The organism is Pseudomonas sp. 13B_2.1_Bac1 (assembly GCF_025466155.1).
Taxonomy (GTDB): Bacteria; Pseudomonadota; Gammaproteobacteria; order Pseudomonadales; family Pseudomonadaceae; genus Aquipseudomonas; species Aquipseudomonas aylmerensis.
On the sequence record NZ_JANLOH010000089.1, the window covers coordinates 420,614 to 446,018 of the forward strand.

A 25,405-nucleotide genomic window follows, 5' to 3' on the forward strand; every position below is an offset into this window, starting at 1 on the left:
CTGGGAGCTTTTATGCCTCGTTTTGCTGCCAACCTGAGCATGCTGTACCCGCAACATGATTTCCTCGAGCGCTTCGCTGCGGCGAAGGCCGATGGTTTTGACGCGGTGGAATATCTGTTTCCCTACGACTACAGCGCCGAGGCACTCAAGCAGCGCCTGAGCGACAACGGCCTGGAGCAGGCGCTGTTCAACGCGCCGCCAGGCGACTGGGCCGCCGGGGAGCGCGGTATCGCCACGCTGCCGGGGCGTGAGGCCGAGTTTCGCAGCGGCTTCGACCGGGCGCTGGACTATGCCGCGGTGCTGGGCAATTCCCGTGTGCATGTGATGGCCGGGCTGTTGCCGTCGGAGTCCTTGCGCGAGCGTCATCACGCCGTGTACCTGGAGAACCTGGCCTACGCCAGCGCGGCGGCGGCCAAGGTCGGCGTCACAGTGCTGCTGGAGCCGATCAACACCCGCGACATGCCGGGGTTTTTCCTCAATCGCCAGGACCAGGCGCAGGCCATCTGCCGTGAAGTTGGCGCGAGCAACCTCAAGGTGCAGTTCGACTGCTATCACTGCCAGATTGTCGAGGGTGACTTGGCCACCAAGTTGCGCCGCGACTTCGACGGCATCGGCCACATCCAGATTGCCGGTGTGCCTGACCGCCATGAGCCGGACCTGGGTGAGGTGAACTACGCGTATCTGTTCGAGCTGATGGATCAACTGGGGTATGACGGTTGGGTCGGCTGCGAGTACCGGCCGCGGGGCGATACGTCGGCGGGGCTGCAGTGGTTGCGAGACTGGAAGGTGCGTTGAGCTGGAGGGGCGGCAGGTGAGGGGGGGGAGGTAGATTTCTAGCGCCTATGCCGCCGTCTTCGCGGCCTCGCTGGGGCTCGACGGCTCCCACAAGGGGGGCGGCGGGGACTTTGGGGGTTTTTGTTTGGCAATGGAGATCACCAGGTGGGCGCTGGGTTGCTGGCGAGGGGGGTAGGGCAGGTAGATTTCTAGCGCCCATGCTGCCGTCTTCGCGGCCTCGCTGGGGCTCGACGGCTCCCACACGGGGGGGAGGGGTGACCGTGGGGATTTTTGTTTGGCGATAGAGATCACCAGGTAGGGGCTGGGTTGCCGGCGAGGGGGTGGGTCAGGCGGGCGGCGGGTCGCTGGGTAGCATCAGTTCGATGCCACGCTTGCGGATGCCATCGGCGGCAGCCGGGGCGAGGGCGTCGTCGCTGATGATGATGTCGAACGGCTCCAGCCCGGTGATGCGGTACATGCTGAAGGTGCCGTATTTGGAGCTGCTCGCCACCAGCACGACCTGGGACGCAGACTGCATCGCCACTTGCTTGACCTCGACCTTCAACGCCGAGGGCGTGGTGATGCCGCGGTGCAGGTCCCACGAGCTGGTCGACACAAACGCGATGTCCGTGACCACCTGGCGCAGGGTGGCCACCGCCAGGCCGCCGACCGAAGAATGATTGTCATGGTCGAGTTGCCCGCCGGTGTGGATCACCGTCACCTGCGGCGCGTCCATCAAGGCCTGCACGATCCCGAAATCGTTGGTCACCACGGTCATCCCCGACAGCGCCTTGATGTAGGGCACGATCTCCAGCGTGCTGGTGCCGGCATCCAGGTACACCGTCATGTCCGCGTGCAGCAGCCGCGCGGCCAGTCGCGCCATCGCCTGCTTCTGCGGCAATTCGACGACGGCCTTGGATTGATGGCTGGGCTCGCTGTGCAGCTGGCTGGCAATACGCACCCCACCGGTCACCGAATACGCGCGGCCGTCCTGTTCCAACAGGGCGATGTCGCGGCGCACGGTCATGTGCGAGCAGTCGAACATCTCCATCAACTGATGCACGCTGAGCACTTGATGCTTGCGCAACTGGCGCAGGATCAACTCACGCCGCTGCTCGGGAATCATCGGGGCGCTGCTGTCGGGGGCAGTGTCCTTGGGGTTGGGCATTGAGGCTCCGGATCGATCTGACTATGGGCGGGCAACTGCTGCACATAGTAGCGAATACGCGCGGCGTTCGCCTGCTCCCTGCAGGCGAACGCCGTGCATGGCCGGTCAGAACTTGAAGCGTCCCACCAGGCCCTTGAGCTGGCCGGAAATATCGGTCAGGCGACCCGAACCGGTCTGCGCCGAATGCGCAAAGCCTTCGACCAACTGCGCGTCGGCGTGGATCTGCGCGATGTGCCGGTTGATCTCCTCCGCGACCTGGTGCTGTTCCTCGGCGGCGGTGGCGATCTGGGTGTTCTGGTCGCGGATCGAATCCACAGAGCCACGGATCTTGTCGAAACTGTCGCGCGCCTGCTGGATGCGCTCCACGCTGGTGTGCGACACCAGCAGGCTGCCTTGCATCTGCTGGGTGACTTCCTGGGTGCGGCGGGCGAGGTTGCCCAACAGGCTGTCGATCTCGCCGGTGGAGTCGGCGGTGCGCCGCGCCAGGGCCCGCACTTCGTCGGCAACCACCGCGAAACCACGGCCCTGGTCACCGGCGCGCGCGGCTTCAATCGCGGCGTTCAGCGCCAGCAGGTTGGTCTGTTCGGCAATCGAGCGAATGGTGTCGAGGATGGTGTTGATGTTTTTGCTGTCCTGCTCCAGCTGCTGCATGGTCTGGGTCGAGCGCTGCAGGTCTTCGCTGAGCTTGAGCACGCTGCCGGTCGCTTCGCCGATATGCTGCTGGCCGTCGTGCACGTCGCGATAGCCTTCATCGGCGCTGGTGGCGGCGGCGCTGCAGGAGCGCGCGACTTCGTTGGCGGTGGCCACCATCTCGTTGAAAGCGGTGCTGACCAGCTCCACCGCTTCGCGTTGACGGCCGGCGGCCTGGTTCATGTTGTGCGCGACTTCGCTGGTGTCGGCGGCGGCGGTCTGCAGGTCGGAGGAGGCATTGCCGATACGCTGCACCAACTGCGCGATCATGCCCAGGAATTGGTTGAACCAGCCCGCCAGGGTGGCGGTTTCGTCCTTGCCCTGCACCGTGAGCTGGCGTGTCAGGTCGCCTTCACCTTCGGCGATCTCCTGCAGGCCGTTGGCGACCCCGCGAATCGGGCGCACGATCACGCTGGCAAAGCTGGCGCCGACAATGGCGAAGATCACGGCGAGTGCTGCCGCAATCGCAGCGATCAACCACGTGAGGCTCGTCGCACCGGCCATCACTTCGTCGCGCTTGATCAGGCCAATGAAGCGCCAGCCCAGGTCCTTGGAGCTGACCACGTTGGCCATGTAGGCCACGCCATCGATGTCGATCTGGGTCACGCCGTCGCCGCGCTTGGCCAGTTCGGCGTAGTTGGCGCCGAGATCGGCGAGGGGCTTGAAGTTGTGCTTGGCGTCGCTGGGGTCCACCAGCACGTTGCCGTTGGCTTCCACCAGCATCAGATAGCCGCTGTCGCCCAGCTTGATGTTGCGCACCAGTTCGGTGAGCTGCTTGAGCGACACGTCCAGGCCGACCACGCCGAGGATGTTGCCGGTGGCATCGGCCACGGTGTGCACGGTGCCGATCAATACCACGTCGTCCGGCGCCCAGTAATACGCACCGGTGCGCACGGTTTTGCCCGGCGCGGCGATGGCCGCCTTGTACCAGGGGCGCACGCGCGGGTCGTAATTGTTCAGTTTGGTGTCGTCCGGCCAGCTGGCGTAGCCGCCGTCGCTCAGGCCCAGGGACAGGTAGGCGGTGCTGGGATGGCTTTTGGCGAACTGGTCGAAAATATCCAGCAGGTCTTTGTTCGTGGGGGTGAGGGGGATTTGCGCGGCGTCGGCGCCGGCGTAGTTCTTGAGGTCCTTGGCCGCGACAACGCGCGGGTCCTTGGCCACATAATCGACGTTCTGGCTGATGCCATCGAAGAACTGCTGCATGCCATTGTCGATCTGGCGGATCTCGCGGCCGCTGCTGTCGAGGAAATTGGCCAGGGCCCCCTCGCGCACATTCAGCACCACCAGGACGGCCACCAGGATGACCGGCAGGCACGCGATGGCCGCAAAGGCCCAGGTCAGCTTCTGCTTGATATTCATGACTTCACCCGCGGGTATTTATAGTTTTGGCAAGGGGAAAACAGTAGCGTCGAGCGTCGCATGTGTTGTTATCGGGGAGGTGCTGCCCATGCGTACCCCCTGTATATCGACTGCGCGGGCACGCACTTGAGGACGAAGTGGGCGGTCAACCGATCCGGTCGCCACCCAGCGCATCACGCTGCATGGACTGCAGGTTTTTCTCGATGGTTTCGCAGATGGTTTCCATCTGGATCTGGTGCTCGCTGGAGTTGAATGGGCTTTGCAGGTCGGTGCCGATGCGCTCGATGGCCAGCAGCATGAAGCCCACCACCGTGGAGGCCAGCGGTGTGAACCAGCCCAGGGATTCGACCAGGCCCACCGGCACGATCAGGCAGAACAGCGAGATAAACAGGCGCGGAAAATACACGTATGGGTAGGGCAGGGGCGTGTTGGCGATCCGTTCCATGCCGCCCTGGGCGTTGGACAAGTCCACCAGGGTCGATTCCAGCCGCGCCAGGCGGATGCTGTCCAGGTGCCCGGCCTTGTATTCCCTGGCCAGCAGCGCCGCCGAGCCGGTCAGGATGTCATTGGCAAAATTGTTGGTGGCGCCGTTGCGCGCGAACTCTTCGGACGGGATAAACGCGCGTACTTCTTCAGGGCACGGCTCGCCCTTGAGGTGCGCGGCCAGGCAGTTCACGTAAGCCACATGGCGACGCAACAGCGTTGCTTTGACCGGATTCACTTCGCCGTCGGGGTCGTCCAGCAGGGTCAGCACCTGGCGGGCGAAACTGCGCGAATTGTTGACCATCGCCCCCCACAACGTGCGGGCTTCCCACCAGCGATTGTAGGCGCTGCTGTTTCGAAAACTGATCAGCACCACCAGCGCCGAACCCAGCAACGTCAACGGCATCAGCGGCAGGTTGATCTTGGTGGTCAGGAACAGCATGAAGTCCACGGTGACGGCAACGTCCCACAGCAACAGCCAGAACAGGGCCCAGCCCACGTAGCCCATGGTCTTGATGATCAGGCGGTACTTTTTGATGATGGCGGCTTTCAAACGAGAACCTCGCGGCGGCGGTCGGCAACAGTGCCTTAGCTCGGACGCCGGCAGGGGGGTAAGGTTCGCACGGGGACTGAAACGTTTAAGCCGGCTCGGGCTGATTCGGCCTGCCTGGCCGCGGTTTTCGAGCGTGCTATCGCTTTTTGGGTAAATGTCACAAGAGTTGTCCACCCCATCCAGCGGTTGGAACAATTTTGGTAGGAATGCGGTCCGGTACTTCATTCAGGATAAATTGCGACCGAGGCAAAACGCCATTACTGGTATCTATTCTGTCGTGAGTTGTTGTGAGACCTGGTTGCAGAAAGTCTGCAATTGAAATCAGTGAATTCAGGTTGTTTGATCAGGGCTCTTTCTCATGTGCAGTCGTTCGTTGAAGTTGGCGCTGGATGATTCGGCGCGCGTGGTTGAAAGTCATGTTGAGTTTGAGGTGTGCATTCGCACGCATTACGCCTTGTTGCTCGAACCCTATTCAAAGCGACCGTTTTTTTACAAGACGGCGTTGAAGTTCAACCGCTTGATGGTGTCTTTTGCGCTACTGAGCGCCTATTTTTCCCAGGCGGTGCCGTTACTCTCCAAAGTCAAGGCGCTGTGCGTGGCGCGCGGGTTTTGTTCGCGCAATGGCTTGGAATCAATATTCCTGCTGTTCAGGGCGCTGGGGTTCATGAAGGTAGCGGGGCATCCGGACGACAGCCGTCTGCGGGTCTTCAGCCCGTCGTCCCAGGCATGCCGGGAGGTCAGGTCGATGCTCGCGTGCGTCGTCGAGCCATTGGGCATGCTGTACCCGCAAAACAGCCTGATTCGGCAACTGGGCGAGTTGGATGACCGCGCGTTCCTGGCGGTTTATTTCAAGGGGTTTGCGAGAATGTTCGAGGCTAACGTGACCCTCGATCAACTCCTGCCTGAATGTTATTGGCTGGTGAATCGGGATGCCGGGCACCTGTTGATGTTGGCTATCTATAACGACGCGTGTGCGCTGGACAAGACCGGGGCCGGTTTTCGCTCTTCTTCCTATCTTTCATTGGCCGAGCAATTGTCGGTGTCCAAGACGCATGTCATTCGTTTGGTTCGTGAAGGGGCGGACAGGGGCTACTTTAAGATTCATTCCAAGACCCAGCTTGAAGTGCTGCCGCCGTTTGTCGTGTTGGTCCGACGTTTTATGGCTTATTCATTCGCGATCAGCCTGCACAGCCTGCAATCGGACCAGGCTGCTGGCCTATAGGCAATTCATGCACAGGGAATGAAAGGATGCCGGCTAATTTGAAGCTGCGGCCACGGATGCAAAGGCTACTGTCACCGGCGATCTCACAGGCCGAAGTCATCGGCGTTATCGCCTGGTTGGGCGTGTTGATGGCTGACCCACTGGTGACGTTCGGCCTGGATAAACTGCTGATCACGCTGTGCCTGCTGGTGGTCTGCAGGCTTCACAGCGTGGTGTCCAATTTTTACTTGTGGCGACTGCTCGGCGTTGCCTACATGGTGTTGCTGAGCGTTGGCTTTGCCTATGTGATGCGCGCCAACCTTGAGCTGCAAGTGTTTGCCTTGCCGCTGGCACTGACCCTGGTGCTCAGCAGCGCCATACTGTTTATCACGGCCCAGGACTTTCTGACGTGCGCAGCCCTGGTCTGGATCGTGATCTGGCCCACTGTGCCCGTGGGGTTGTACGCGGGCATCGAGATTTACCTGTTGATTTTTTGCCTGTCATCCGTGTCTGTTGGCTTCATCCTGAGCTACTCATACTTGAATAATCTGCGTTCGGTGCTGCTGGTCGAGAGTGAGTTTCGCGAACTCGCACACACCGATTACCTGACGTCTCTGTTGAACCGACGCGCCTTTATGGAGAGCTTCGCCAAAGTGCTGGCAGCCGGTGAGACCGGTTACTTCATGATGTTGGATATCGACAGTTTCAAGTTGAAGAATGACCAGTTCGGCCATGACGTGGGCGACCGGATCCTCTGCGCGATGGCCACCTGCCTGAAATCCACCCGTGGCAGCCACAGTTTTGGCAGGATTGGCGGCGAGGAGTTTGGCGTCTTGCTGGTCGGCGATGATCCTTATATCGCCACTGACTATGCCCTGCGCCTGCTGCAGGCCATTCGCGACAGTGTCGCGCCGCCCCATGACTACACGTGCAGTGCGGGCATGACGCGCTTTACCGCCGGCGCCGATCTGTCGGCGGTGCTCAAGTGCGCCGACCACAATCTGTATGCCTCCAAGCGCAATGGCAAGGACTGCGTGCACCTGGATGGCATGCCTGTTTGCCACGCATCATGGCTGTCCAACCCCCAGGAGGTTCCATGAAAGTTGGCGTGATTTCCGATACCCACGGCCTGTTGCGCCCTGAAGCCGTGGCGGCGTTGCAGGGATGCGGGCAGATCCTCCATGCCGGTGATATCGGCAGCCCCGAAATTCTCGCGCAACTGGCGCGCATCGCGCCGGTTCATGGGGTGCGCGGCAACAATGACCAGGACGCAGCGTGGGCGGCGCAGGTGCCCGACCATCTGGTTATCGACTTGCTGGGCTGGCAGACGCTGGTGGTGCATGACATCGCCGACGTCCCCGCGTTGCTCGAGGCCCACACGCGGCTGGTGATCACCGGCCACTCGCACAAACCGTTGATCGAATGGCGTGGCACAACGCTGTATGTGAATCCGGGCAGCGCCGGGCGACGGCGGTTCAAGTTGCCGGTGACGGTGGCGGTGCTGGAGGTCGGGGTGGCGGCTATCGAGCCGCGGTTGATCGCCTTGCTGGAGTGACCGGCGCTTAACGCTGCGCGAGGATGCACTCAAGCAGGCCGGGGAAGCGGCTTTCCAGCACATCCCCGCGCAGTGAGTTCATGTGGGTGGTGCCGACGCTGCGGGTCTGCACCAGGCCGGCATCGCGCAACACGCGAAAGTGATGGGACATGCTCGACTTCGGCCGCCCGCCGTCCAATTCACCGCAGGTAGCCTCCGGCACACTGGCCAGGCACCGCACGATTTCCAGGCGCACCGGATCACTCAGCGCGTAGAGCAGGCGCTCGAGTGTCAGGTCTTCAAGGGTGGGGTGTTTAAAGGCTCGCATGAAACGAAGCATAACAGGGGGGTATCATCGAATACCATAGTTCGATTACCATCGAACTATCGAATCACTCACTCACTCGCTCCTGGAGTTCCCCATGTCCGCCTTGTTCGAACCCTACACCCTCAAAGACGTCACCCTGCGCAATCGCATCGCCATTCCGCCGATGTGCCAGTACATGGCCGAAGACGGCATCGTCAATGACTGGCACCACGTGCACCTGGCCAGCATGGCCCGTGGCGGTGCCGGCCTGCTGGTGGTCGAAGCCACGGCAGTCGCGCCGGAAGGCCGCATCACCCCCGGCTGCGCCGGCCTGTGGAGCGACGCCCACGCCGAGGCTTTCGTGCCGATGGTCAAGGCCATCAAGGCCGCCGGTTCCGTGCCGGGCATCCAGATCGGCCACGCCGGCCGCAAGGCCAGCGCCAACCGCCCATGGGAAGGCGATGACCACATCCCGGCATCCGATGCCCGCAGCTGGGAAACCATCGCGCCGTCGGCCATCGCGTTCGGTGCCAACCTGCCTCAGGTCCCACGCGCCATGACCCTGGACGACATCGCCCGGGTGCGCCAGGACTTCGTCGACGCCGCGCGCCGTGCCCGTGATGCTGGCTTTGAATGGATCGAACTGCACTTCGCCCACGGCTACCTGGGCCAGAGCTTCTTCTCCGAGCACTCCAACCAGCGTACCGACGCCTACGGTGGCAGCTTCGACAACCGCAGCCGTTTCCTCCTGGAAACCCTCGCGGCGGTGCGTGAAGTCTGGCCGGAAAACCTGCCGCTGACCGCGCGTTTCGGCGTGATCGAATACGACGGCCGTGACGAACAGACCCTCACCGAGTCCATCGAACTGGCCCGTCGTTTCAAGGCCGGTGGCCTGGACCTGCTGAGCGTCAGCGTGGGCTTCTCGACCCCGGACGCCAACATCCCGTGGGGGCCTGCGTTCATGGGCCCGATCGCCGAGCGCGTTCGCCGCGAAGCCGGTATCCCGGTGACCTCGGCCTGGGGCTTTGGCACCCCGCAACTGGCAGACGGCGCATTGCAGGCCGGCCAACTGGACCTGGTGTCGGTCGGCCGTGCACACTTGGCTGATCCCCATTGGGCCTACTTTGCCGCCAAGGAACTGGGCGTAGAGAAGTCGTCCTGGACCTTGCCTGCGCCATACGCGCATTGGCTGGAACGCTATCGCTGAGGCGAGCCGCCTAGCCGGCGACGGGCTCAATCAAGCCGGGCCCGTCGTTGCGTGTATTGCCCACCGCAGTGCCGACCTTGAACCATTCAAACACTTCGCTGGGTTCGCCCTGGAACAACAGCAACTGCTCGGCACGCGCTCGCGGCGTTGCCGGGTCGAGCCATTCACGCGCCAGCGCCGGATTGAGCACCACCGGCCGCCGGTCGTGAATATCGACCATGCCGCCGGCGCTGTCGGCGGTGATGATCACAAACCCGTCGTGCTCGCCCGCGCCTTCATCGGCGTCGGGCAGTTGGCCGATGGCGGCGCACAATACCGGCGCGCCGTCCCGGCGACGGATCAGGTATGGCTGCTTTTTCGGGCCGCCTTCGTCCACCCATTCAAACCAGTTGTCTACCGGCGCAATGGCGCGGTGCGGCCAGATCGCGCGGAAGAAAGCCCCCTGGGCGACTTTTTCCACGCGAGCATTGATGGGCGCCGCACGGTCCCTGGCCCAATGCGGGCGCCAGCCCCAGCGCACCCGGTCGGCGTGCAGCACATCCTGCTCCAGGTGCAACAGCGCGACCGGCGTCGACGGCGCGACGTTGTAGCGCGCCTGGTCGCCTGCGTTATCGACCCAGGCATTGGGCATGCTCAAGGCCGCGACAAAGTCATGAATGCCCCGGTACTGCGTCAATCGTCCGCACATGGCTGAACCCTCCGGCTAAGCCTTGAGCGTAGACGCTGACGGTGTAACGGCCCACCGGGTGTCAGCCCTCGAACACCGGCCGCGAGGAGCGCTCGATTGCGGCCATGGCCTCGGCCTGGCTCATCAGCCCGGACGCTTCCAGGATCGACAGCAGTGAACGCCCCTGTGCCACCGATTGGCGTGCCAGCTGGCTGACACGGGCGTAGCCCAGCTGCGGCACCAAGGCGGTGGCGACGGCCATCGATGCGGTCAGGTGCTGCTCGTTGCGCGACGTATCGGCGGTGATCCCGCTGATGCACTTTTCGCGAAACCGCTGGATGCCCTGGGTCAGCAGCGCAATGCTGTCGAACACGCGGGACGCCACCAGCGGCTCATAGTGGTTGATCTCCAGCTGGCCTGCCTGCACCGCCTGCGCCACTGCCGCATCGTTGCCGATCACTGCAAAGCTCAGTTGGATCATTGCCATCGGCAGTACCGGGTTGACCTTGCCGGGCATGATCGAGGAGCCGGCCTGGGCCTCGGGCAGTTTCAATTCGCCGATCCCGCCCACCGGCCCGGACGACAGCAGGGTCAGGTCCGAAGCGATCTTGGCCAGGGATGCCGAGCACGTGCGCAGTTCGGCGGAGACCCGCGAAAACACATCCATGTTCTGCATGGCATCGAAGGCATTCTCCGGGGCCTGGTACTCGATGCCCGTGATCTGCACCAGATGCTGATAAACCGACGCGCGATACGCCGCCGGCGCGCCGAACCCGGTGCCAATGGCGGTGCCGCCCAGAGGCAGGGTCCGCAGTTTTTCGCGCACGGCCGCCAGCTCCGCACCGAGGCGATGGGTGAGGGCGGCATACCCGGAAAACAGCTGGCCCAGGCGCATCGGCTGGGCGTCCTGCAGGCAGGTGCGGCCCAGGTGCAGGACATCGGCAAATTGCTCGGATTTCTGGTCGAAGCGGGCCGCCAACTGGGCCACTTCATCGATCAGCGGCCCGAGCATCGCGTGGGTGGCGATCTTCAGGGCCGCCGGATAGACATCATTGGTCGATTGCGAGGCATTGACGTGGTCGTTGGGGTGCACCACCTCGTATGACCCCGCCGCGTGCCCCAGCAACTGCTGCGCGCGATTGGCGATGACTTCGTTGAAGTTCATGTTGGTGGAGGTGCCCCCGGAGCCTTCCAGCAGATCGACGATCAGCGAGTCATCGCAGCGGCCGGCGATCACTTCGCCACAGGCCTGCACAATCGCCTCGCACTGCGGTTGGGCGATAACGCCGCAGCCGCGATTGGCCAGGGCGGCTGCCCACTTGCACTGGGCAAAGGCGTCGCGAAACGCCGTGTAGTGGGCGATGGTCAACGGTGACACGCTGAGGTTGTCGAACCCGCGTACCGAGTTGACCCCATACAACTTGCCGGCGGGAATGTGCACTTCACCGACGTAATCGGTTTCCAGTCGTGCAGCGGCAGCATCAAAAGTACTCACGAGCATCACCCTCTTCTATTTGAATTAACGTCTCCACCCCTGTGCCCAGGGCCTTGAGCCTGGGCAGGAAGGAATGGAGGATCACATTGCGCGCCGTTTCGCAGGCATCGGCGAAAAAGGCGCTGTATTCATCACGTCGCGCCACCAGGTACAGCGAGCGCTCCAGGTGCAGGTCCGGGGTGAGGTGCGCGGTCACTTTGTCCACCCACGAAGCGGCCTGCAGAAAACACATCGGGCTGGTGACCGCCCAGCCGATGCCCTCGGCGACCATCGAGGTCAACGCATCGGCGTTATCCAGTTCCAGGCGGTTGGGTACCCGCACATTCAGGCTGCGCAGGTGGCGCTCGATCTGCAGGCCCACCTGGGACATGCGGTTGAAGCGCACCACCGGCAGTACGTTGGCCAGCGCGCGCACATCCTCGATCGAGTTGATCTCGCTGCGCAGCTGGTTGGGCGTGATCACAAAGTACTTCTCTGAAAACAGCCGGTAGCGAATCACGTCGTTGGCGTCCATCAGCGGGTCGCTGGTGACGATCAGGTCGAGGTCGCGGCGCAGCAGGGACTCGCCTTGTTGCGGGCTGAGCCCGGTGCGAATCGACAGTTGCGCCACCTTGCCCAGCAATTGCCGGGTGAACACCGAACCGCAGGTGGCGGCGAAGGAGTCCACCAGGCCGATGCGCAGGTCCGGATTGACGCCGCGCCCGGCGTCGATCACCTGGGCCTTGAGGTGGGACAACTCCTCGCTCAACACCGAGCCGCGATTGCGCAAGGCCACGCCGAACGCGGTCAGGGCCAGCGGGCGGGTGGTGCGGTCGACCAGCACCACGCCCAGTTCGTCTTCCAGCTGGCGCACCATCTGCGACACCCCGGACTGGGAAATACCCATGCGCGTTGCAGCGCCCGACATGCTGCCTTCCTCGGCCACCGCGATGAACACCTGGACCGCATACATGTCGATAAGCCTGTTCGCTGACATCTTCATCCTCGCTCGCTGACGCGCTTCAACGGTTACTTCGGCGTACGCCCCACGGGTGTGGACAGCGCCGGCGATAACCCTGGGTCGGTATCGGGCGTGACGCCCGACAAGTCTTCCTTGCTGGTTTCCGGTGCAAACAAATGGCAGAACACGCCGCCGACGACCAGCACGCCGACGCACACGCCCAGCGCCGCGTGCACGCCGACTTGCTGCACCGCGACGGGCAGCAGGAAGGTCGCCACCGCCGAGCCGAAGCGGCTGGCGGCCACGGCCAGACCGATCCCCGAGGCGCGCAGGTGGGTGGGGAACAATTCCGGCGGGTAGACAAATTCCAGGTTCACCGCGGCCGCCATCACGCAGGCAAAAAAGCCGAAGGCGAGGATGGTGCCCAGTGGGCCGAAGCCGGCGTAGGCAAGCACCGCCAGGCCGGCTGCGCTGAGGTAGAAGGTGCCGACCAGGAAGACCCGGCGCGACAGGCGGTCGATCACCAGCAGGCCGAGCAGGGCACCGACCAGCAACAGCACGTTATAGACCAGGCCGCCGGCAAATTTGTCCTGCACATTCAGTGCTTCCAGCACCTTGGGGGCGAAGGTGCCCAGGGCGAAGAACGGAATCACCTGGCAGGTGTAGAACACGCAACCGACCAGGGTGTTCTTGCGCCAGCGTCGGCTGAACAACTCGCCCCAGCGGCTCTGTTGTCCGGGCGTGTTGGCCTGGGCAGCCGGGGCGGGCAGGTAGACGTGCGGCCCGAACTTGCTGCGCACAATCGCCAGGGCTTCCTCGCTGCGCCCACGCGCCATCAGCCAGATGGGCGATTCCGGCACGCCCAGGCGCAGCGGCAGGATCAGCAAGGCGGGGACACCACTGAGGGCGAGCATCAGGCGCCAGGCATCCGGGCCGATATCGCGAATCGCAAACCCGACCAGGTAGGCCGCCACATAACCCGCCGCCCAGGCCGCCGCCAGGACGCTGAGCAAGCGTCCACGGTAGCGGCGGGGGGCGAACTCGGTCACCAGGGACTTGCTCACTACATAGTCGAACCCCAGCACCAGGCCGAGCAACAGGCGCAGCGCGAGCAATTGCTCGGGGGACGTGACGAAGAACTGCGAAGCGGAAATCACCGCGAACAGCAGCATGTCCCAGGCGAAAATCGTGCGTCGGCCAAACCTGTCGGCGATCGGCCCGGCGCACAGGCTGCCCAGGAACAGCCCCGCCAGCGAGGCGGCGCCGAGCAAGCCCATCCAGAGCGCCGTCAACTGCAGCGGCCCCGCCGCCATGCTCACGGCGATGCCGATGATACCCAGCACGAACCCGTCACTGAACTGACCGCCTGTGCCGCTGAACACCGTTCGGATATGGAAGCGGCTCAGCGGAAGGTCTTCGAACGCTACTTGACCACTCATTCGTCTCTCCCCTTGCATTTTTATAGGTGTGGGATCCGGTGCCTGGGCATCGGTTGAGCAGGAGTCTAGGGCGGTCACTTCACGAAATCAGCAGACGCTGAATGAGTATCACGATAGCTGATACTGGGCGCCGGGATTCTTGAAACTCTGGCCTGCGCGGCGTTGGCGGCGCGGTCGAGCGGGGGGGCTTTTGGCCAGGTAAAAAGGGCGCAGATCGCTCGCGCCCTCGTAGGGGCGCGTGCGGTATCTGGAAAGGGGGGTTAAAGCGGGGTCAGCACATTCATGACCGTGTCCAGCGCCACACGGGTGTCATCCAGTTGCACCAGCGAGGCATGCCGCGCGCCAAGTGCGTCGCGGTTCTGGATTGCGGTGAGAATCGCCTTGTGCCGGGGCAGGCTGAGGCCCTGGATATCCGGGCGGCGGTTGGTGATGTTGATCGACTCGCGCAGCGGCAACGAGAGCATGTTGCACATGTAGGCGAGCAGGTCGTTGCGGGTGGCGTCGGCGATGGCGCGGTGGAAGTCCAGGTCAGCCTGCAGCAGCTGTTCGTGGGTCTGCGCGGTTTCCATGCCCCGGTAGGCTTTTTCGATGGTGGCGATGTCTTCAGCGGTGGCGGTGGTCGCGGCCATGGCGGCGATTTCCGGTTCGAGAATGCGCCGCACGCCCGCCAGGGTGTTGAAGAACTCACTGTGCGGCGTGGTCTGCATCAGCCAGGACAGCACATCCGGGTCGAGCAGGTGCCATTTCAACCGCGGCCGCACCACTGCGCCGACCCGTGGCTTGGAATACACCAGGCCCTTGGCGCTGAGCACGCGGGTCGCCTCACGCAAGACCGACCGGCTGACCTTGTATTCCTCGCAGAGCGTGGCCTCCATGGGCAGCCGTTCTTCGGGCTTGAAGCGACCGGAAACGATGTGCATGCCCAAGTCCTGGACGATCTGGGCATGCATGCTCTTGCGCGGCTTGGACGGCTGGTGATCCATAACTGGGAAGATGCTCTGGCTAAATAGGCGGCATCATAGCATCCCAATTAGTGGGAATGCCGGGGGACTTCCGCGCCTCGGCAGCCCACCAGGAAGTCAAAGTCGCAACCCTGGTCAGCCTGCAACACATGGTCGATGTACAGCTGGCGATAGCCGCCGACGATGAGATTCTGCGGCGGCGCCAGGTCCGCCATGCGCGCCGCCAGCTCGGCATCGGGGATGTCCAGGTGCAGGCGGCCGTTGGCGCAGTCGAGTTCGATCCAGTCGCCTTCCTGCACCGTGGCCAGCGGCCCGCCGGCAGCGGCTTCCGGCGCAACGTGCAACACCACCGTGCCGTAGGCGGTGCCGCTCATGCGCGCATCGGAAATCCGCACCATGTCGGTCACGCCCTGGGCCAGCAGCTTGGCTGGCAGGCCCATGTTGCCGACCTCGGCCATGCCCGGATAACCCTTGGGCCCGCAGTTTTTCATGACCAGGATCGAGTTGGCATCCACCTCCAGCTCCGGGTCGTTGATGCGCGCCTTGTACATGTCGAAGTTCTCGAACACCACCGCGCGACCCCGGTGCTGCATCAGCTCGGGGCTCGCCGCCGACGGCTTGAGCACCGCACCGAGGGGCGCCAGGTTGCCGCGCAGCACGCAGATGCCGCCGTCCGCGCGGATCGGGTTGTCGAGGGTGCGGATTACTTCGTCCTGGCCGTAGATCGGCGAGTCCTTGGTGTTCTCGCCAAGGGACTTGCCGTTGACGGTCAGCGCATTCGGGTGCGGGATCAGGTTGGCTTCGCCCAGGCGGCGCAGCACCGCGGGCAGGCCGCCGGCGTAGTAGAACTCCTCCATCAGGAACCGCCCGGACGGCTGCAGGTCGACGATGGTCGGCACGCCCCGGCCCATGCGGGTCCAGTCATCCAGGTCAAGCTCGACGCCGATGCGCCCGGCGATGGCCTTGAGGTGGATCACCGCGTTGGTCGAGCCGCCGATGGCCGCGTTGACGCGAATGGCGTTTTCAAACGCTGCCTTGGTGAGGATCTTCGACAGCTTCAAGTCTTCGCGCACCATCTCCACCGCGCGCATGCCGGACATATGCGCCAGCACATAGCGGCGCGCATCCACCGCCGGAATCGCCGCGTTGTGCGGCAGCGACGTGCCCAGCGCCTCGGCCATGCAGGCCATGGTCGACGCGGTGCCCATGGTGTTGCAGGTGCCCGCCGAACGCGACATGCCGCCCTCGGCTGCGAGGAAATCATCCAGGGTAATGGTGCCGGCCTTGACCTGTTCGCTGAGCTGCCACACCACCGTGCCCGAGCCGATGTCCTGGCCCTTGTGCTTGCCGTTGAGCATCGGCCCGCCGGTGACCACGATGGCCGGCACGTCGCAACTGGCGGCGCCCATGAGCAGGGCGGGGGTGGTCTTGTCGCAGCCGGTCAGCAGCACCACGCCGTCGATGGGGTTGCCGCGAATCGCTTCCTCCACGTCCATGCTCGCCAGGTTGCGAGTGAGCATGGCCGTGGGGCGCAGGTTCGATTCGCCGTTGGAGAACACCGGGAATTCCACCGGGAAGCCACCGGCCTCGATCACACCGCGTTTGACGTGCTCGGCGATCTGGCGGAAGTGCGCGTTGCACGGCGTCAGCTCCGACCAGGTGTTGCAGATACCGATGATCGGCTTGCCCTGGAACTGATGGTCGGCGATGCCTTGGTTCTTCATCCAGCTGCGGTACATGAAGCCGTTTTTGTCGGCGGTACCAAACCACTGGGCAGAGCGTAGGCCGGGCTTTTTGTCAGGCATGATCGATTCTCTTATTGTATGACTATATGTTCTAGGCTGGCTTAAACATAAGCGCAAATACCCGGCTTTGGAAGTGTTGTTTTGCAAATAGTCATACTATATAGTCGGTCCAACTGAGGTATGGCCCTGGCGGATTTTCGCGAGAGGCGTCCCCCGAGCTTCTATAAAAACAACAATCGGAGATCGACCCCATGAGCCAGGAGCTGCGGCTTATTCGGCGCATCACGCTGAAACTGATTCCCTTCCTGATCCTGCTGTACCTGATCGCCTACGTGGACCGTTCCGCCGTGGGCTTCGCCAAGTTGCACATGGGCGCCGACGTCGGCATCGGTGACGCCGCCTATGGCCTGGGCGCGGGGTTGTTCTTCATTGGCTACTTCCTGTTCGAGATTCCCAGCAACCTGATGCTCGACCGCTTCGGTGCGCGGCGCTGGTTCGCGCGGATCATGATCACCTGGGGCGCAATCACCATCGGCATGGCATTCGTGCAAGGCCCGCACAGTTTCTATGTGATGCGTTTCCTGCTTGGCGCGGCGGAGGCGGGGTTCTTTCCGGGCGTGCTGTACTACATCACCCAGTGGTTCCCGGTGCGCCATCGCGGCAAGATCCTCGGGCTGTTCATCCTGTCCCAGCCGATTGCGATGATGATCACCGGCCCGGTGTCCGGCGGCCTGCTGGGCATGGACGGCATCCTCGGCCTGCACGGCTGGCAGTGGCTGTTCATCGTGATCGGCACCCCGGCGATCCTGCTCACCTGGCCGGTGTTGCGCTACTTGCCGGACGGCCCCCAGCAGGTCAAGTGGATGAGCGAGGAGGAAAAAACCTGGCTCACCGGTGAACTGGCCAAGGACCTGCAGGCCTACGGCCAGACCCGCCATGGCAATCCGCTGCACGCGCTCAAGGACAAACGCGTGTTGCTGCTGGCGCTGTTCTACCTGCCCGTGACCCTGAGCATCTATGGCCTGGGCCTGTGGCTGCCGACCCTGATCAAGCAGTTCGGCGGCAGCGACCTGGTCACCGGTTTCATCTCGGCGGTGCCGTACATTTTCGGGATCATCGGCCTGCTGATCATCCCGCGCAGTTCCGACCGCCTGAACGACCGCTACGGCCACCTGGCGGTGCTCTACGTGCTCGGTGCCATCGGTTTGTTCTGCAGCGCCTGGCTGAGTGCGCCGGTGCTGCAAATGGCAGCGCTGAGCCTGGCGGCATTCGCGCTGTTTTCCTGCACGGCGGTGTTCTGGACCTTGCCGGGGCGCTTCTTCGCCGGCGCGAGTGCAGCGGCGGGGATCGCCTTGATCAACTCCGTGGGCAACCTCGGCGGCTACATCGGCCCATTCGTGATCGGCGCGCTCAAGGAGTACACCGGCAACCTGGCGTCGGGCCTGTATTTCTTGTCTGCGGTGATGGTGTTCGGGCTGTTCTTGACCGGCGTGGTCTACCGCGTGCTGGAGCGCAAGCATGCGCTGCCCGCCGACCAGTTCGCCGCCAGTGCGCGTGGCGCCACACGTACTTAATCGAGGAGAAGCTTCATGCGTTTAGTTCAGTTCGAGTTGCACAACGGTGAGCGCCGTGTCGGCGTGGTGGAAGGCGCCAACGTGCGCGAAGTGAATACCGCGCGCAGCGTGCGTGAGGTGGCGTTGGCCGCCATCGACGCTGGCGTGGGCCTCGCGCAACAGGTGGATAGCCTGGGCCTGGGTGAGCGTTACGACTACGCCACCCTGCTGGCCGAGCTGAAGATTTTGCCGCCACTGGATCATCCCGATCCCGCGCACATGCTGATCAGCGGCACCGGCCTGACTCACCTGGGCAGCGCCGCCGCGCGTGACAAGATGCACCAGGCCGGCGACGAGAGCACCTTGACCGACACCATGCGCATCTTCAAATGGGGCGTGGAGGGCGGCAAGCCAGCGGCCGGCGAGGTGGGCGTGCAGCCCGAGTGGTTCTACAAGGGCGACGGCAGCATTGTCGTGCGCCCCGGCCAGGCGTTCCCGGTGCCGCCGTTTGCCGACGACGCCGGCGAAGAGCCGGAAATCGGCGGCCTCTACTTGATCGGCCCGGACCGCAAGCCTTATCGCCTGGGGTTTGCGGTGGGCAACGAGTTCTCCGACCACGTGATGGAGCGCAAGAACTACCTGTACCTCGCCCATTCCAAACTGCGCAGTTGCAGCTTCGGTCCCGAGCTGCGCGTGGGCGAGTTGCCCCAGCACCTGGCGGGCACCAGTCGCCTGCTGCGCGACGGCGAGGTGATCTGGCAGAACGAATTCCTCAGTGGCGAAGCGAATATGTGCCACAGCCTCGACAATCTTGAGTATCACCACTTCAAATACCGTCAATTCCTCACGCCGGGCGATGTGCACATTCATTTCTTCGGCACCGCCACGCTGTCATTCGCCGACGGTATACGTACCCGACCGGGCGATGTGTTCGAGATCAGCCAGGCCGAGTTCGGCGCGCCGCTGGTCAACAGTGTCGGCAGCGCCGACGCGGCATTCGAACCCGGCCACGTCATCAGTCTTTAAGGAGAGTTTCATGACCCTGTTCCTCGGCCACAACTACATCGGCGGCCAGCGCAGCGCCCTCGGCAGCATCACGCTGCAAAGCCTGGATGCAACCACCGGCGAAGCCTTGCCGCAGGATTTCTACCAGGCCACGCCGCAGGAAGTCGACGCCGCCGCCAAGGCCGCTGCGGCCGCTTACCCGGCGTACCGTGGGTTGAGTGCCGCGCGCCGCGCGCAGTTCCTGGAGGCGGTGGCCGACGAGCTGGACGCGTTGGGCGATGACTTTGTGGCGCTGGTGTGCCGTGAAACGGCATTGCCCGCCGCGCGGATCAACGGCGAACGCGGGCGGACCAGCGGGCAGATGCGCCTGTTCGCCACCGTGCTGCGTCGCGGCGATTTCTACGGCGCGCGTATAGACAAGGCCTTGCCGCAGCGCCAGCCTTTGCCGCGCCCGGATTTGCGCCAGTACCGCATCGGACTGGGCCCGGTGGCAGTGTTTGGCGCGAGCAATTTCCCCCTGGCGTTTTCCACCGCAGGCGGTGACACCGCCGCGGCGTTGGCGGCGGGATGCCCGGTGGTGTTCAAAGCCCACAGCGGGCATATGGCGACGGCCGAGCGCGTCGCCGATGCCATCCTCCGCGCGGCCGAGGCCACCGAGATGCCGGCGGGGGTGTTCAATATGATCTTCGGCGGCGGCGTCGGTGAAGCGCTGGTCAAGCACCCGGCAATCCAGGCGGTGGGCTTTACCGGCTCGCTCAAGGGCGGGCGCGCCTTGTGTGATATGGCGGCGGCGCGCCCGCAGCCGATCCCGGTGTTTGCCGAGATGTCGAGCATCAACCCGGTAATCGTGCTGCCGCAGGCGTTGCACGCCAGGGCGGACAGCATCGCCCGCGACCTGACCGCCTCGGTGGTCCAAGGCTGCGGCCAGTTCTGCACCAATCCGGGCCTGGTGATTGGCATTGCTTCGCCCGCGTTCACCGCGTTCACCCAGCAGGTCGCGCAGTTGATCGACGCTCAGCCGGCGCAAACCATGCTCAACGCCGGCACCTTGAGCAGCTACGGCAACGGCCTGGCCAAGCTCCTGGCGCACCCCGGCATCCAGCACCTGGCCGGCAGTGCCCAGGCGGGCAATCAGGCCCAGCCGCAGTTGTTCAAGGCTGATGTGCGCCTGCTGATTGACGGTGACGAAGTGCTGCAGGAAGAGGTCTTCGGCCCCACCACGGTGTTCGTCGAAGTCGCGGACCAGGTCCAACTCAGCGCCGCCCTGCAAGGCCTGCACGGCCAGCTCACCGCGACGATCATTGGCGAGCCGCACGACCTGCAACAGTTCGCCGAACTCACGCCTTTGCTGGAACAGAAGGTCGGCCGCATCCTGCTCAACGGCTACCCGACCGGCGTCGAAGTCTGCGATTCGATGGTGCACGGCGGCCCGTACCCGGCGACTTCGGACGCGCGGGGCACCTCGGTCGGCACCTTGGCCATCGAGCGTTTCCTGCGCCCGGTGTGCTTCCAGAACTACCCTGATAGCCTGCTGCCCGACGCGTTGAAAAACGCCAACCCGTTGCGTATCCAGCGCTTGGTGGATGGCACGCCATCACGCGAGTCGCTGTAAAACCCTGATCAGGAGGTTTCATGTCGTTGAGCGCAGTGACCGCGCACCGTGCGCAATTGGGCGAAGCGCCGTTCTGGGATGCACCAACCCAGGCGCTGTATTGGGTCAACATCGCCGGCAAACAGGCCTTGCGCCTGATGGGCGGGCAGCTGCAGGTGTGGCAGTTGCCCGAGCATGTCTCGGCCTTTATCCCGTGTGAACGCGGCGATGCACTGGTGACCTTGAGCAGTGGGGTCTACCGCCTCGACCTGGCCACCGAGGCCCTGACCCTACTGTGCGTGGCCGACCCGCAGGCGGGCAACCGTGGCAATGAAGCGCGCTGTGATGCCCAGGGCCGGCTCTGGCTGGGCACCATGCAGAACAATATCGGCGAGCAGGGTGAAGACCTGCCGATCACCCGCCGCTCCGGTGGCCTGTTTCGCATCGACGCCGATGGGCAGGTCACGCCGCTGCTGCACGGCCTGGGTATTCCCAACACCTTGCTGTGGAGCGACGACGGTCGCCAGGTGCATTTTGGCGACAGCATGGACGGCACCCTGTACCGGCACGCGATCCAGGCCGATGGCCAACTCGACCCGGGCCAGGTGTGGTTCGGCCCGCACACGCGCGGTGGGCCGGACGGCTCGGCGATGGATGTCGAAGGCTATCTGTGGAACGCCCGCTGGGACGGCAGCTGCCTGCTGCGCCTGACGCCGGACGGGCAGGTGGACCGCGTCATCGAGCTGCCCGTCAGCCGCCCGACCAGTTGCGTGTTCGGTGGCCCGGACCTGACCACGCTGTACATCACCAGCGCCGCCAGCCCCTTGGATCATCCCCTCGATGGCGCGGTACTCGCCATCGAGGTCGACGTGCCAGGCAAGCCCTGTCACCGCTTTGCCGGTTAACCCCAGACATTCAAAAACAACAACAAGGAGTCACCGTATGAATCGTCGTCGTGGTTTGCGTTCCCTGTGCTGCGCCGCTGTGGCGGTCTCGGCCCTGAGCTTGAGCGGGCTGTTGCTGGCCGCTGAAGAGGTGAAGATCGGTTTTCTGGTCAAGCAGGCTGAAGAACCGTGGTTCCAGACCGAATGGGCCTTCGCCGAAAAAGCCGGCAAGGAACACGGCTTCACCGTGATCAAGATCGCCGTGCCCGATGGCGAGAAGACCCTGTCGGCCATCGACAGCCTGGCGGCCAACGGCGCCAAGGGCTTTGTGATCTGCCCGCCGGACGTGTCCCTGGGCCCGGCCATCGTCGCCAAGGCCAAGGCCAATGGCCTGAAAGTGATTGCCGTGGATGACCGCTTTGTCGATGCCAAGGGCAACTTCATGGAGGACGTGCCGTACCTCGGCATGGCGGCCTTCGAAGTCGGCCAGAAGCAGGGTGCGGCCATGGCCGCCGAGGCGAAAAAACGCGGTTGGGACTGGAAGGACACCTATGCGGTGATCAACACCTTCAATGAACTCGACACCGGCAAGAAGCGCACCGACGGCTCGGTCAAGTCTCTTGAAGATGCCGGCATGCCCAAGGATCACATCCTGTTCACCGCCGCCAAGACCCTCGACGTCCCAGGCAGCATGGACGCCACCAACTCGGCCCTGGTCAAGCTGCCCGGCGGCGCGAAAAACCTGATCATCGGCGGCATGAACGACAACACCGTACTCGGCGGCGTGCGCGCCACCGAAAGCGCCGGCTTCAAGGCCGCCAACGTGATCGGCATCGGTATCAATGGCACCGACGCGATCGGCGAACTGAAGAAGGCCGAGAGCGGTTTCTTCGGCTCGATGCTGCCCAGCCCGCACATTGAGGGCTACAACACTGCGCTGATGATGTACGAGTGGGTGACCAAAGGCACCGAGCCGCCGAAGTACACCGCGATGGACGAGGTGACCCTGATCACCCGCGAGAACTTCAAGCAGGAACTGGAAAAAATCGGCTTGTGGAACTGAGGCTGGGCGGCACCGTGTGACGATCAACAGTGGCAGCGGGCTGGCTTGCGAAGGCGTGGATGACTGACACCACGCTTTCGCGAGCCGGCCCGCTTGCTGCGGTTAATCGGCGGAGAATTTGAACACGGTGTGCTGGGTGTAGGTTTGCCCCGGGTCCAGGCGCGTCGAGGCAAAGCCCGGCTGGTTCGGCGCATCGGGAAAGTGCTGGGTTTCCAGGGTGAAACCGCTCCAGTGCGCGTAGGTCTTGCCCGCTTTGCCCTTCACCGTCCCATCCAGGAAATTGCTGGTATAGAACTGCACGCCGGGCTCGGTGGTGTACAGCTGCAGACGCCGACCCGACGCCGGGTCATGCACGTCGGCCGCCAGCTGTTTGATGTCGCCCCGGGTATCCAGCGCCCAGTTGAAATCAAACCCGCCTTGTTTTGGCTCGGCGAACTTGAGCTGCGGGTGATCGTCCTTGAGGTGCTGGCCGATCGGCGTGGGTTTCAGGAAGTCCATCGGCGTGCCTTTGACCGGTGCCAGTTCGCCGGTGGGGATCAGGGTGGCGTTGACGGGCGTGTAGTGGCTGGCATGCAAGGTGGCGATGTGCTTGAGGATGTCACCGTTGCCGGCGCCGGCCAGGTTGAAGTAGCTGTGGTTGGTCAGGTTGAGCACCGTGGGTTTGTCGGTGGTGGCCTGGTAGTCGATGTGCAGCTCGTTGTTGTCGTTGAGGCGGTAGGTGACCTCGGTTTTCAGGTTGCCGGGGAAGCCCATTTCACCGTCCTTGGACAGGTAGCTCAGCTTCACCCCGACAGAGCCCTTGTCGTTGACCGGCTCGGCCTTCCATACGTGCTTGTCGAAACCCTGGGCGCCACCGTGCAGCGAGTTGGGGCCATCGTTGAGCGGCACCTGGTAACGCGTGCCGTCGAGTTCAAAGGTGCCCCCGGCCAGGCGGTTGCCGAAGCGCCCGATGGTCGCGCCGAAAAACGCCGTGCCGGCCTGATAGCCCTGGACGCTGTCGAAGCCGAGCACCACGTCTTCGACCTTGCCGTGTTTGTCCGGCACTTTCAGCGACTGCAGCACGCCGCCGTAGGTGATCACCGTGGCCTGCATGCCGTGGCTGTTGCGCAGGATGTACTGTTCGACGGCGGTGCCGTCGTTGGTTTTGCCGAAGGGTTTGTGTTCGCTGCTGAGCCCTGCGGCCTGGGCGCCACCGCTGGCAACCAGCAGGGACATGGCCAGGCCCGAGAGCAGGTATCGAGGGTGCTTCATGGTCGAACTTCCTTTTGTTGTTTTGTCGGAATAGTTCTACTAATGTGCGATATTTCGTGGTTTAGACAGCAGATTTATAGCCTTTAACCACGTATTTGCAAAATAAAATAAGACTAATTAGGCGAGGCAAGCGCGATATGAGTATCCAGCAGGCTGTTTATCCCGACCTCAGGGACAAGGTCGTACTGATCTCCGGAGGGGCTTCGGGGATCGGCGAGTCCATGGTGCGCGCCTTCGCTGCACAGGGCGCCCGGGTCGGGTTTGTCGACCGCGCCCAAAGCCAGGGCGAGCGCCTGGCGGCGCTGCTCGTTTCACAGGGGCACAACGTCGAATTCGGCCATTGCGATATCACTGACGAGATCGCCTACAAGGCGGCCATCGCGCGTTTCGAGCACTCGCTGGGGCCAATCACCGTGCTGGTAAACAACGCGGCGAATGACGTGCGTCACACCCTGGAGGAGGTCGATTCGGATACCTTCGACAAACTGATTTCCGTCAACCTCAAGCACGCCTTTTTCGCCGCCAAGGCCGTGGTGCCGATGATGAAAGCCGCAGGCTTCGGGTCGATCATCAACCTCGGGTCGGTCGGCTGGATGATGGCCTCGGCCGGCTACCCGGTGTACGCCGCCAGCAAGGCCGCCGCGCATGGCATGACCCGCGCCCTGGCGCGCGAGCTGGGGCCGAGCCGGATTCGCGTCAACACGTTGGTGCCCGGCTGGGTGATGACCGAAAAGCAGCTGGCGATGTGGGTGGACGATGCGGCCAGGGACCTGATCAGTCGCAGCCAGTGCCTGCCGGGCAGCGTGCTGCCGGAGCATATCGCCAACATGGCGTTGTTCCTGGCCTCGGACGCGTCGGCGATGTGCTCGGCGCAGAACTTCATCGTCGACGGCGGCTGGGTCTGATGCCAGGCCTCGGAGGGCTTACTCGATCGGGTATTGCTTGAAGGCGGGATGCTGTTCCAGCCGCTCGGCGTGACGTCGCACATGGGGAAAGGCATCCGCCTTCACCACCGACGCCACGGTGAGCTGGCTGAAAGACCAGGCCACTGCCGCCGTCAGCGAGGCCTGGGTCAGTGCCTCACTGTCGTTGTCGGCCAAGTGCTTGTCGAGCAGCGAATAGGCGGCAAGCAATTGGCCGCTGATGCGCTCAAGCCAGGGAGCATGCAACTTCTCGGCTGGCCGCAGGTTGTGCTCGTAGACGATCTGCACGCTTTTCTCGCAGGCCGCCAGCGCCAGGCCCAGCGCATGCAAGTCCCGGGCGAGTGCCGTGGGCTGCTCGGGCAGCAGCTTTTTCCCGGCCGGGGCCAGCGCTTCCAGGTAATCGAGGATCAGGTTGGAGTCCATCAACACCGTGCCGTCGTCCAGCACCAGCGTAGGAGCCTTGACCACCGGGTTGACCTGCGCAAACTCGTCGAAGGTGCGGAACACCGACAAGGATTCATGCACGAAGTCGATTCCGTACAACTCCAGGGAAATGGCCACGCGGCGAACGTAGGGCGAGTCCAGCATGCCGATCAGTTTCATTGAGCCTC

22 protein-coding genes and 2 pseudogenes are annotated in these 25,405 nt (G+C 63.6%); 11 read left to right on the forward strand and 13 right to left on the reverse strand.

Annotation, left to right across the window (positions count from 1 at the left end; translation table 11 throughout):
* Nucleotides 1-12 precede the first annotated feature (12 nt).
* Nucleotides 13-795 (forward strand): 2-oxo-tetronate isomerase, encoded by a 783-nt coding sequence (gene otnI, locus NTD80_RS22210; RefSeq protein ID WP_262135023.1) that lies wholly within the window; start codon nucleotides 13-15, stop codon nucleotides 793-795.
* Nucleotides 796-1,120: 325 nt separating this feature from the next.
* Here otnI and NTD80_RS22215 read toward each other — a convergent pair whose 3' ends face one another.
* The 4 genes and pseudogenes from NTD80_RS22215 to NTD80_RS22225 all read right to left on the reverse strand — a co-directional run bounded on the left by NTD80_RS22215 (nucleotide 1,121) and on the right by NTD80_RS22225 (nucleotide 5,027).
* A complete protein-coding gene (locus NTD80_RS22215; RefSeq protein WP_065905775.1) occupies nucleotides 1,121-1,942 on the reverse strand; it encodes a DeoR/GlpR family DNA-binding transcription regulator in 822 nt (273 codons plus the stop codon).
* A 105-nt stretch (nucleotides 1,943-2,047) separates the two neighbouring features.
* Nucleotides 2,048-2,590: pseudogene (locus NTD80_RS31430) on the reverse strand (methyl-accepting chemotaxis protein); the annotation flags it as partial.
* A 318-nt stretch (nucleotides 2,591-2,908) separates the two neighbouring features.
* A pseudogene (locus NTD80_RS31435) lies at nucleotides 2,909-3,991 on the reverse strand (cache domain-containing protein); the annotation flags it as partial.
* A gap of 145 nt (nucleotides 3,992-4,136) precedes the next feature.
* On the reverse strand, nucleotides 4,137-5,027 hold the full coding sequence (locus NTD80_RS22225; protein ID WP_106804418.1) for a bestrophin family protein: 891 nt from the start codon (nucleotides 5,025-5,027) through the stop codon (nucleotides 4,137-4,139).
* A 358-nt stretch (nucleotides 5,028-5,385) separates the two neighbouring features.
* Between NTD80_RS22225 and NTD80_RS22230 the strand changes: the two genes are divergently transcribed.
* Genes NTD80_RS22230 through NTD80_RS22240 form a run of 3 tightly spaced genes read left to right on the forward strand, consistent with a single transcriptional unit; the run spans nucleotide 5,386 to nucleotide 7,783 of the window.
* Nucleotides 5,386-6,249 (forward strand): hypothetical protein, encoded by an 864-nt coding sequence (locus tag NTD80_RS22230; RefSeq protein ID WP_262135025.1) that lies wholly within the window; start codon nucleotides 5,386-5,388, stop codon nucleotides 6,247-6,249.
* A 26-nt stretch (nucleotides 6,250-6,275) separates the two neighbouring features.
* Nucleotides 6,276-7,328, forward strand: a complete 1,053-nt coding sequence (locus NTD80_RS22235; RefSeq protein ID WP_262135026.1) for a GGDEF domain-containing protein — start codon at nucleotides 6,276-6,278, stop codon at nucleotides 7,326-7,328.
* The gene (locus NTD80_RS22240) at nucleotides 7,325-7,783 is read left to right on the forward strand and encodes a metallophosphoesterase family protein (protein WP_120448181.1); all 459 of its coding nucleotides are present in this window, start codon (nucleotides 7,325-7,327) and stop codon (nucleotides 7,781-7,783) included. Before NTD80_RS22235 ends, NTD80_RS22240 begins: the two co-directional genes overlap by 4 nt.
* A 7-nt stretch (nucleotides 7,784-7,790) precedes the next feature.
* Here the strand turns inward: NTD80_RS22240 and NTD80_RS22245 are convergent, their stop codons facing one another.
* Complete coding sequence (locus NTD80_RS22245) at nucleotides 7,791-8,102, reverse strand: ArsR/SmtB family transcription factor (RefSeq protein ID WP_120448182.1); 312 nt, start codon at nucleotides 8,100-8,102, stop codon at nucleotides 7,791-7,793.
* Between the two features lie 82 nt (nucleotides 8,103-8,184).
* Between NTD80_RS22245 and NTD80_RS22250 the strand changes: the two genes are divergently transcribed.
* Complete coding sequence (locus tag NTD80_RS22250) at nucleotides 8,185-9,276, forward strand: NADH:flavin oxidoreductase/NADH oxidase (protein WP_201144010.1); 1,092 nt, start codon at nucleotides 8,185-8,187, stop codon at nucleotides 9,274-9,276.
* A gap of 10 nt (nucleotides 9,277-9,286) precedes the next feature.
* Here the strand turns inward: NTD80_RS22250 and NTD80_RS22255 are convergent, their stop codons facing one another.
* The 6 genes from NTD80_RS22255 to NTD80_RS22280 all read right to left on the reverse strand — a co-directional run bounded on the left by NTD80_RS22255 (nucleotide 9,287) and on the right by NTD80_RS22280 (nucleotide 16,584).
* Nucleotides 9,287-9,964 carry an SOS response-associated peptidase gene (locus NTD80_RS22255; RefSeq protein WP_262135027.1) on the reverse strand — a complete coding sequence of 226 codons (678 nt, stop codon included), beginning with the start codon at nucleotides 9,962-9,964 and terminating at the stop codon, nucleotides 9,287-9,289.
* Between the two features lie 61 nt (nucleotides 9,965-10,025).
* Nucleotides 10,026-11,438 carry an aspartate ammonia-lyase gene (locus NTD80_RS22260; RefSeq protein WP_262135028.1) on the reverse strand — a complete coding sequence of 471 codons (1,413 nt, stop codon included), beginning with the start codon at nucleotides 11,436-11,438 and terminating at the stop codon, nucleotides 10,026-10,028.
* The gene (locus tag NTD80_RS22265) at nucleotides 11,425-12,390 is read right to left on the reverse strand and encodes a LysR family transcriptional regulator (protein ID WP_262135029.1); all 966 of its coding nucleotides are present in this window, start codon (nucleotides 12,388-12,390) and stop codon (nucleotides 11,425-11,427) included. The genes NTD80_RS22260 and NTD80_RS22265 overlap by 14 nt, the downstream gene beginning before the upstream one ends.
* Before the next feature lie 56 nt (nucleotides 12,391-12,446).
* Nucleotides 12,447-13,817 carry an MFS transporter gene (locus NTD80_RS22270; RefSeq protein ID WP_262135030.1) on the reverse strand — a complete coding sequence of 457 codons (1,371 nt, stop codon included), beginning with the start codon at nucleotides 13,815-13,817 and terminating at the stop codon, nucleotides 12,447-12,449.
* Between the two features lie 260 nt (nucleotides 13,818-14,077).
* On the reverse strand, nucleotides 14,078-14,800 hold the full coding sequence (locus tag NTD80_RS22275) for a FadR/GntR family transcriptional regulator (RefSeq protein WP_065905797.1): 723 nt from the start codon (nucleotides 14,798-14,800) through the stop codon (nucleotides 14,078-14,080).
* 47 nt (nucleotides 14,801-14,847) lie between these two features.
* Complete coding sequence (locus NTD80_RS22280) at nucleotides 14,848-16,584, reverse strand: IlvD/Edd family dehydratase (RefSeq protein WP_262135031.1); 1,737 nt, start codon at nucleotides 16,582-16,584, stop codon at nucleotides 14,848-14,850.
* 191 nt (nucleotides 16,585-16,775) lie between these two features.
* On the opposite strand from NTD80_RS22280, the gene NTD80_RS22285 reads away from it, so the two are divergent.
* The 5 genes from NTD80_RS22285 to NTD80_RS22305 are packed head-to-tail and all read left to right on the forward strand — an operon-like array spanning nucleotide 16,776 to nucleotide 22,620.
* On the forward strand, nucleotides 16,776-18,098 hold the full coding sequence (locus NTD80_RS22285) for an MFS transporter (protein ID WP_262135032.1): 1,323 nt from the start codon (nucleotides 16,776-16,778) through the stop codon (nucleotides 18,096-18,098).
* A gap of 15 nt (nucleotides 18,099-18,113) precedes the next feature.
* A complete protein-coding gene (araD1, locus tag NTD80_RS22290) occupies nucleotides 18,114-19,103 on the forward strand; it encodes an AraD1 family protein (protein ID WP_262135033.1) in 990 nt (329 codons plus the stop codon).
* A gap of 10 nt (nucleotides 19,104-19,113) precedes the next feature.
* On the forward strand, nucleotides 19,114-20,694 hold the full coding sequence (locus NTD80_RS22295; protein ID WP_262135034.1) for an aldehyde dehydrogenase (NADP(+)): 1,581 nt from the start codon (nucleotides 19,114-19,116) through the stop codon (nucleotides 20,692-20,694).
* Nucleotides 20,695-20,714: 20 nt separating this feature from the next.
* The gene (locus NTD80_RS22300; protein ID WP_262135035.1) at nucleotides 20,715-21,578 is read left to right on the forward strand and encodes an SMP-30/gluconolactonase/LRE family protein; all 864 of its coding nucleotides are present in this window, start codon (nucleotides 20,715-20,717) and stop codon (nucleotides 21,576-21,578) included.
* Nucleotides 21,579-21,615: 37 nt separating this feature from the next.
* A complete protein-coding gene (locus tag NTD80_RS22305; protein ID WP_065905809.1) occupies nucleotides 21,616-22,620 on the forward strand; it encodes a substrate-binding domain-containing protein in 1,005 nt (334 codons plus the stop codon).
* A 102-nt stretch (nucleotides 22,621-22,722) separates the two neighbouring features.
* On the opposite strand, the gene NTD80_RS22310 is transcribed toward NTD80_RS22305, so the two are convergent.
* On the reverse strand, nucleotides 22,723-23,871 hold the full coding sequence (locus NTD80_RS22310; RefSeq protein ID WP_262135036.1) for an aldose epimerase family protein: 1,149 nt from the start codon (nucleotides 23,869-23,871) through the stop codon (nucleotides 22,723-22,725).
* Nucleotides 23,872-24,008: 137 nt separating this feature from the next.
* Between NTD80_RS22310 and NTD80_RS22315 the strand changes: the two genes are divergently transcribed.
* Complete coding sequence (locus tag NTD80_RS22315; RefSeq protein ID WP_065905815.1) at nucleotides 24,009-24,776, forward strand: SDR family NAD(P)-dependent oxidoreductase; 768 nt, start codon at nucleotides 24,009-24,011, stop codon at nucleotides 24,774-24,776.
* An 18-nt stretch (nucleotides 24,777-24,794) separates the two neighbouring features.
* Here NTD80_RS22315 and NTD80_RS22320 read toward each other — a convergent pair whose 3' ends face one another.
* Nucleotides 24,795-25,397 (reverse strand): glutathione S-transferase family protein, encoded by a 603-nt coding sequence (locus tag NTD80_RS22320; RefSeq protein ID WP_213552572.1) that lies wholly within the window; start codon nucleotides 25,395-25,397, stop codon nucleotides 24,795-24,797.
* Nucleotides 25,398-25,405: the final 8 nt, after the last annotated feature.

Bases quoted from the DNA above. Each gene is read 5' to 3' on its own strand.
- otnI (WP_262135023.1), top strand. From the start codon at position 13: ATGCCTCGTTTTGCTGCCAACCTGAGCATGCTGTACCCGCAACATGAT.
- NTD80_RS22215 (WP_065905775.1), bottom strand. From the start codon at position 1,942: ATGCCCAACCCCAAGGACACTGCCCCCGACAGCAGCGCCCCGATGATT.
- NTD80_RS22230 (WP_262135025.1), top strand. From the start codon at position 5,386: ATGTGCAGTCGTTCGTTGAAGTTGGCGCTGGATGATTCGGCGCGCGTG.
- NTD80_RS22235 (WP_262135026.1), top strand. From the start codon at position 6,276: ATGCCGGCTAATTTGAAGCTGCGGCCACGGATGCAAAGGCTACTGTCA.
- NTD80_RS22240 (WP_120448181.1), top strand. From the start codon at position 7,325: ATGAAAGTTGGCGTGATTTCCGATACCCACGGCCTGTTGCGCCCTGAA.
- NTD80_RS22245 (WP_120448182.1), bottom strand. From the start codon at position 8,102: ATGCTTCGTTTCATGCGAGCCTTTAAACACCCCACCCTTGAAGACCTG.
- NTD80_RS22250 (WP_201144010.1), top strand. From the start codon at position 8,185: ATGTCCGCCTTGTTCGAACCCTACACCCTCAAAGACGTCACCCTGCGC.
- NTD80_RS22255 (WP_262135027.1), bottom strand. From the start codon at position 9,964: ATGTGCGGACGATTGACGCAGTACCGGGGCATTCATGACTTTGTCGCG.
- NTD80_RS22265 (WP_262135029.1), bottom strand. From the start codon at position 12,390: ATGTATGCGGTCCAGGTGTTCATCGCGGTGGCCGAGGAAGGCAGCATG.
- NTD80_RS22270 (WP_262135030.1), bottom strand. From the start codon at position 13,817: ATGAGTGGTCAAGTAGCGTTCGAAGACCTTCCGCTGAGCCGCTTCCAT.
- NTD80_RS22275 (WP_065905797.1), bottom strand. From the start codon at position 14,800: ATGGATCACCAGCCGTCCAAGCCGCGCAAGAGCATGCATGCCCAGATC.
- NTD80_RS22280 (WP_262135031.1), bottom strand. From the start codon at position 16,584: ATGCCTGACAAAAAGCCCGGCCTACGCTCTGCCCAGTGGTTTGGTACC.
- NTD80_RS22285 (WP_262135032.1), top strand. From the start codon at position 16,776: ATGAGCCAGGAGCTGCGGCTTATTCGGCGCATCACGCTGAAACTGATT.
- araD1 (WP_262135033.1), top strand. From the start codon at position 18,114: ATGCGTTTAGTTCAGTTCGAGTTGCACAACGGTGAGCGCCGTGTCGGC.
- NTD80_RS22295 (WP_262135034.1), top strand. From the start codon at position 19,114: ATGACCCTGTTCCTCGGCCACAACTACATCGGCGGCCAGCGCAGCGCC.
- NTD80_RS22300 (WP_262135035.1), top strand. From the start codon at position 20,715: ATGTCGTTGAGCGCAGTGACCGCGCACCGTGCGCAATTGGGCGAAGCG.
- NTD80_RS22305 (WP_065905809.1), top strand. From the start codon at position 21,616: ATGAATCGTCGTCGTGGTTTGCGTTCCCTGTGCTGCGCCGCTGTGGCG.
- NTD80_RS22310 (WP_262135036.1), bottom strand. From the start codon at position 23,871: ATGAAGCACCCTCGATACCTGCTCTCGGGCCTGGCCATGTCCCTGCTG.
- NTD80_RS22315 (WP_065905815.1), top strand. From the start codon at position 24,009: ATGAGTATCCAGCAGGCTGTTTATCCCGACCTCAGGGACAAGGTCGTA.
- NTD80_RS22320 (WP_213552572.1), bottom strand. From the start codon at position 25,397: ATGAAACTGATCGGCATGCTGGACTCGCCCTACGTTCGCCGCGTGGCC.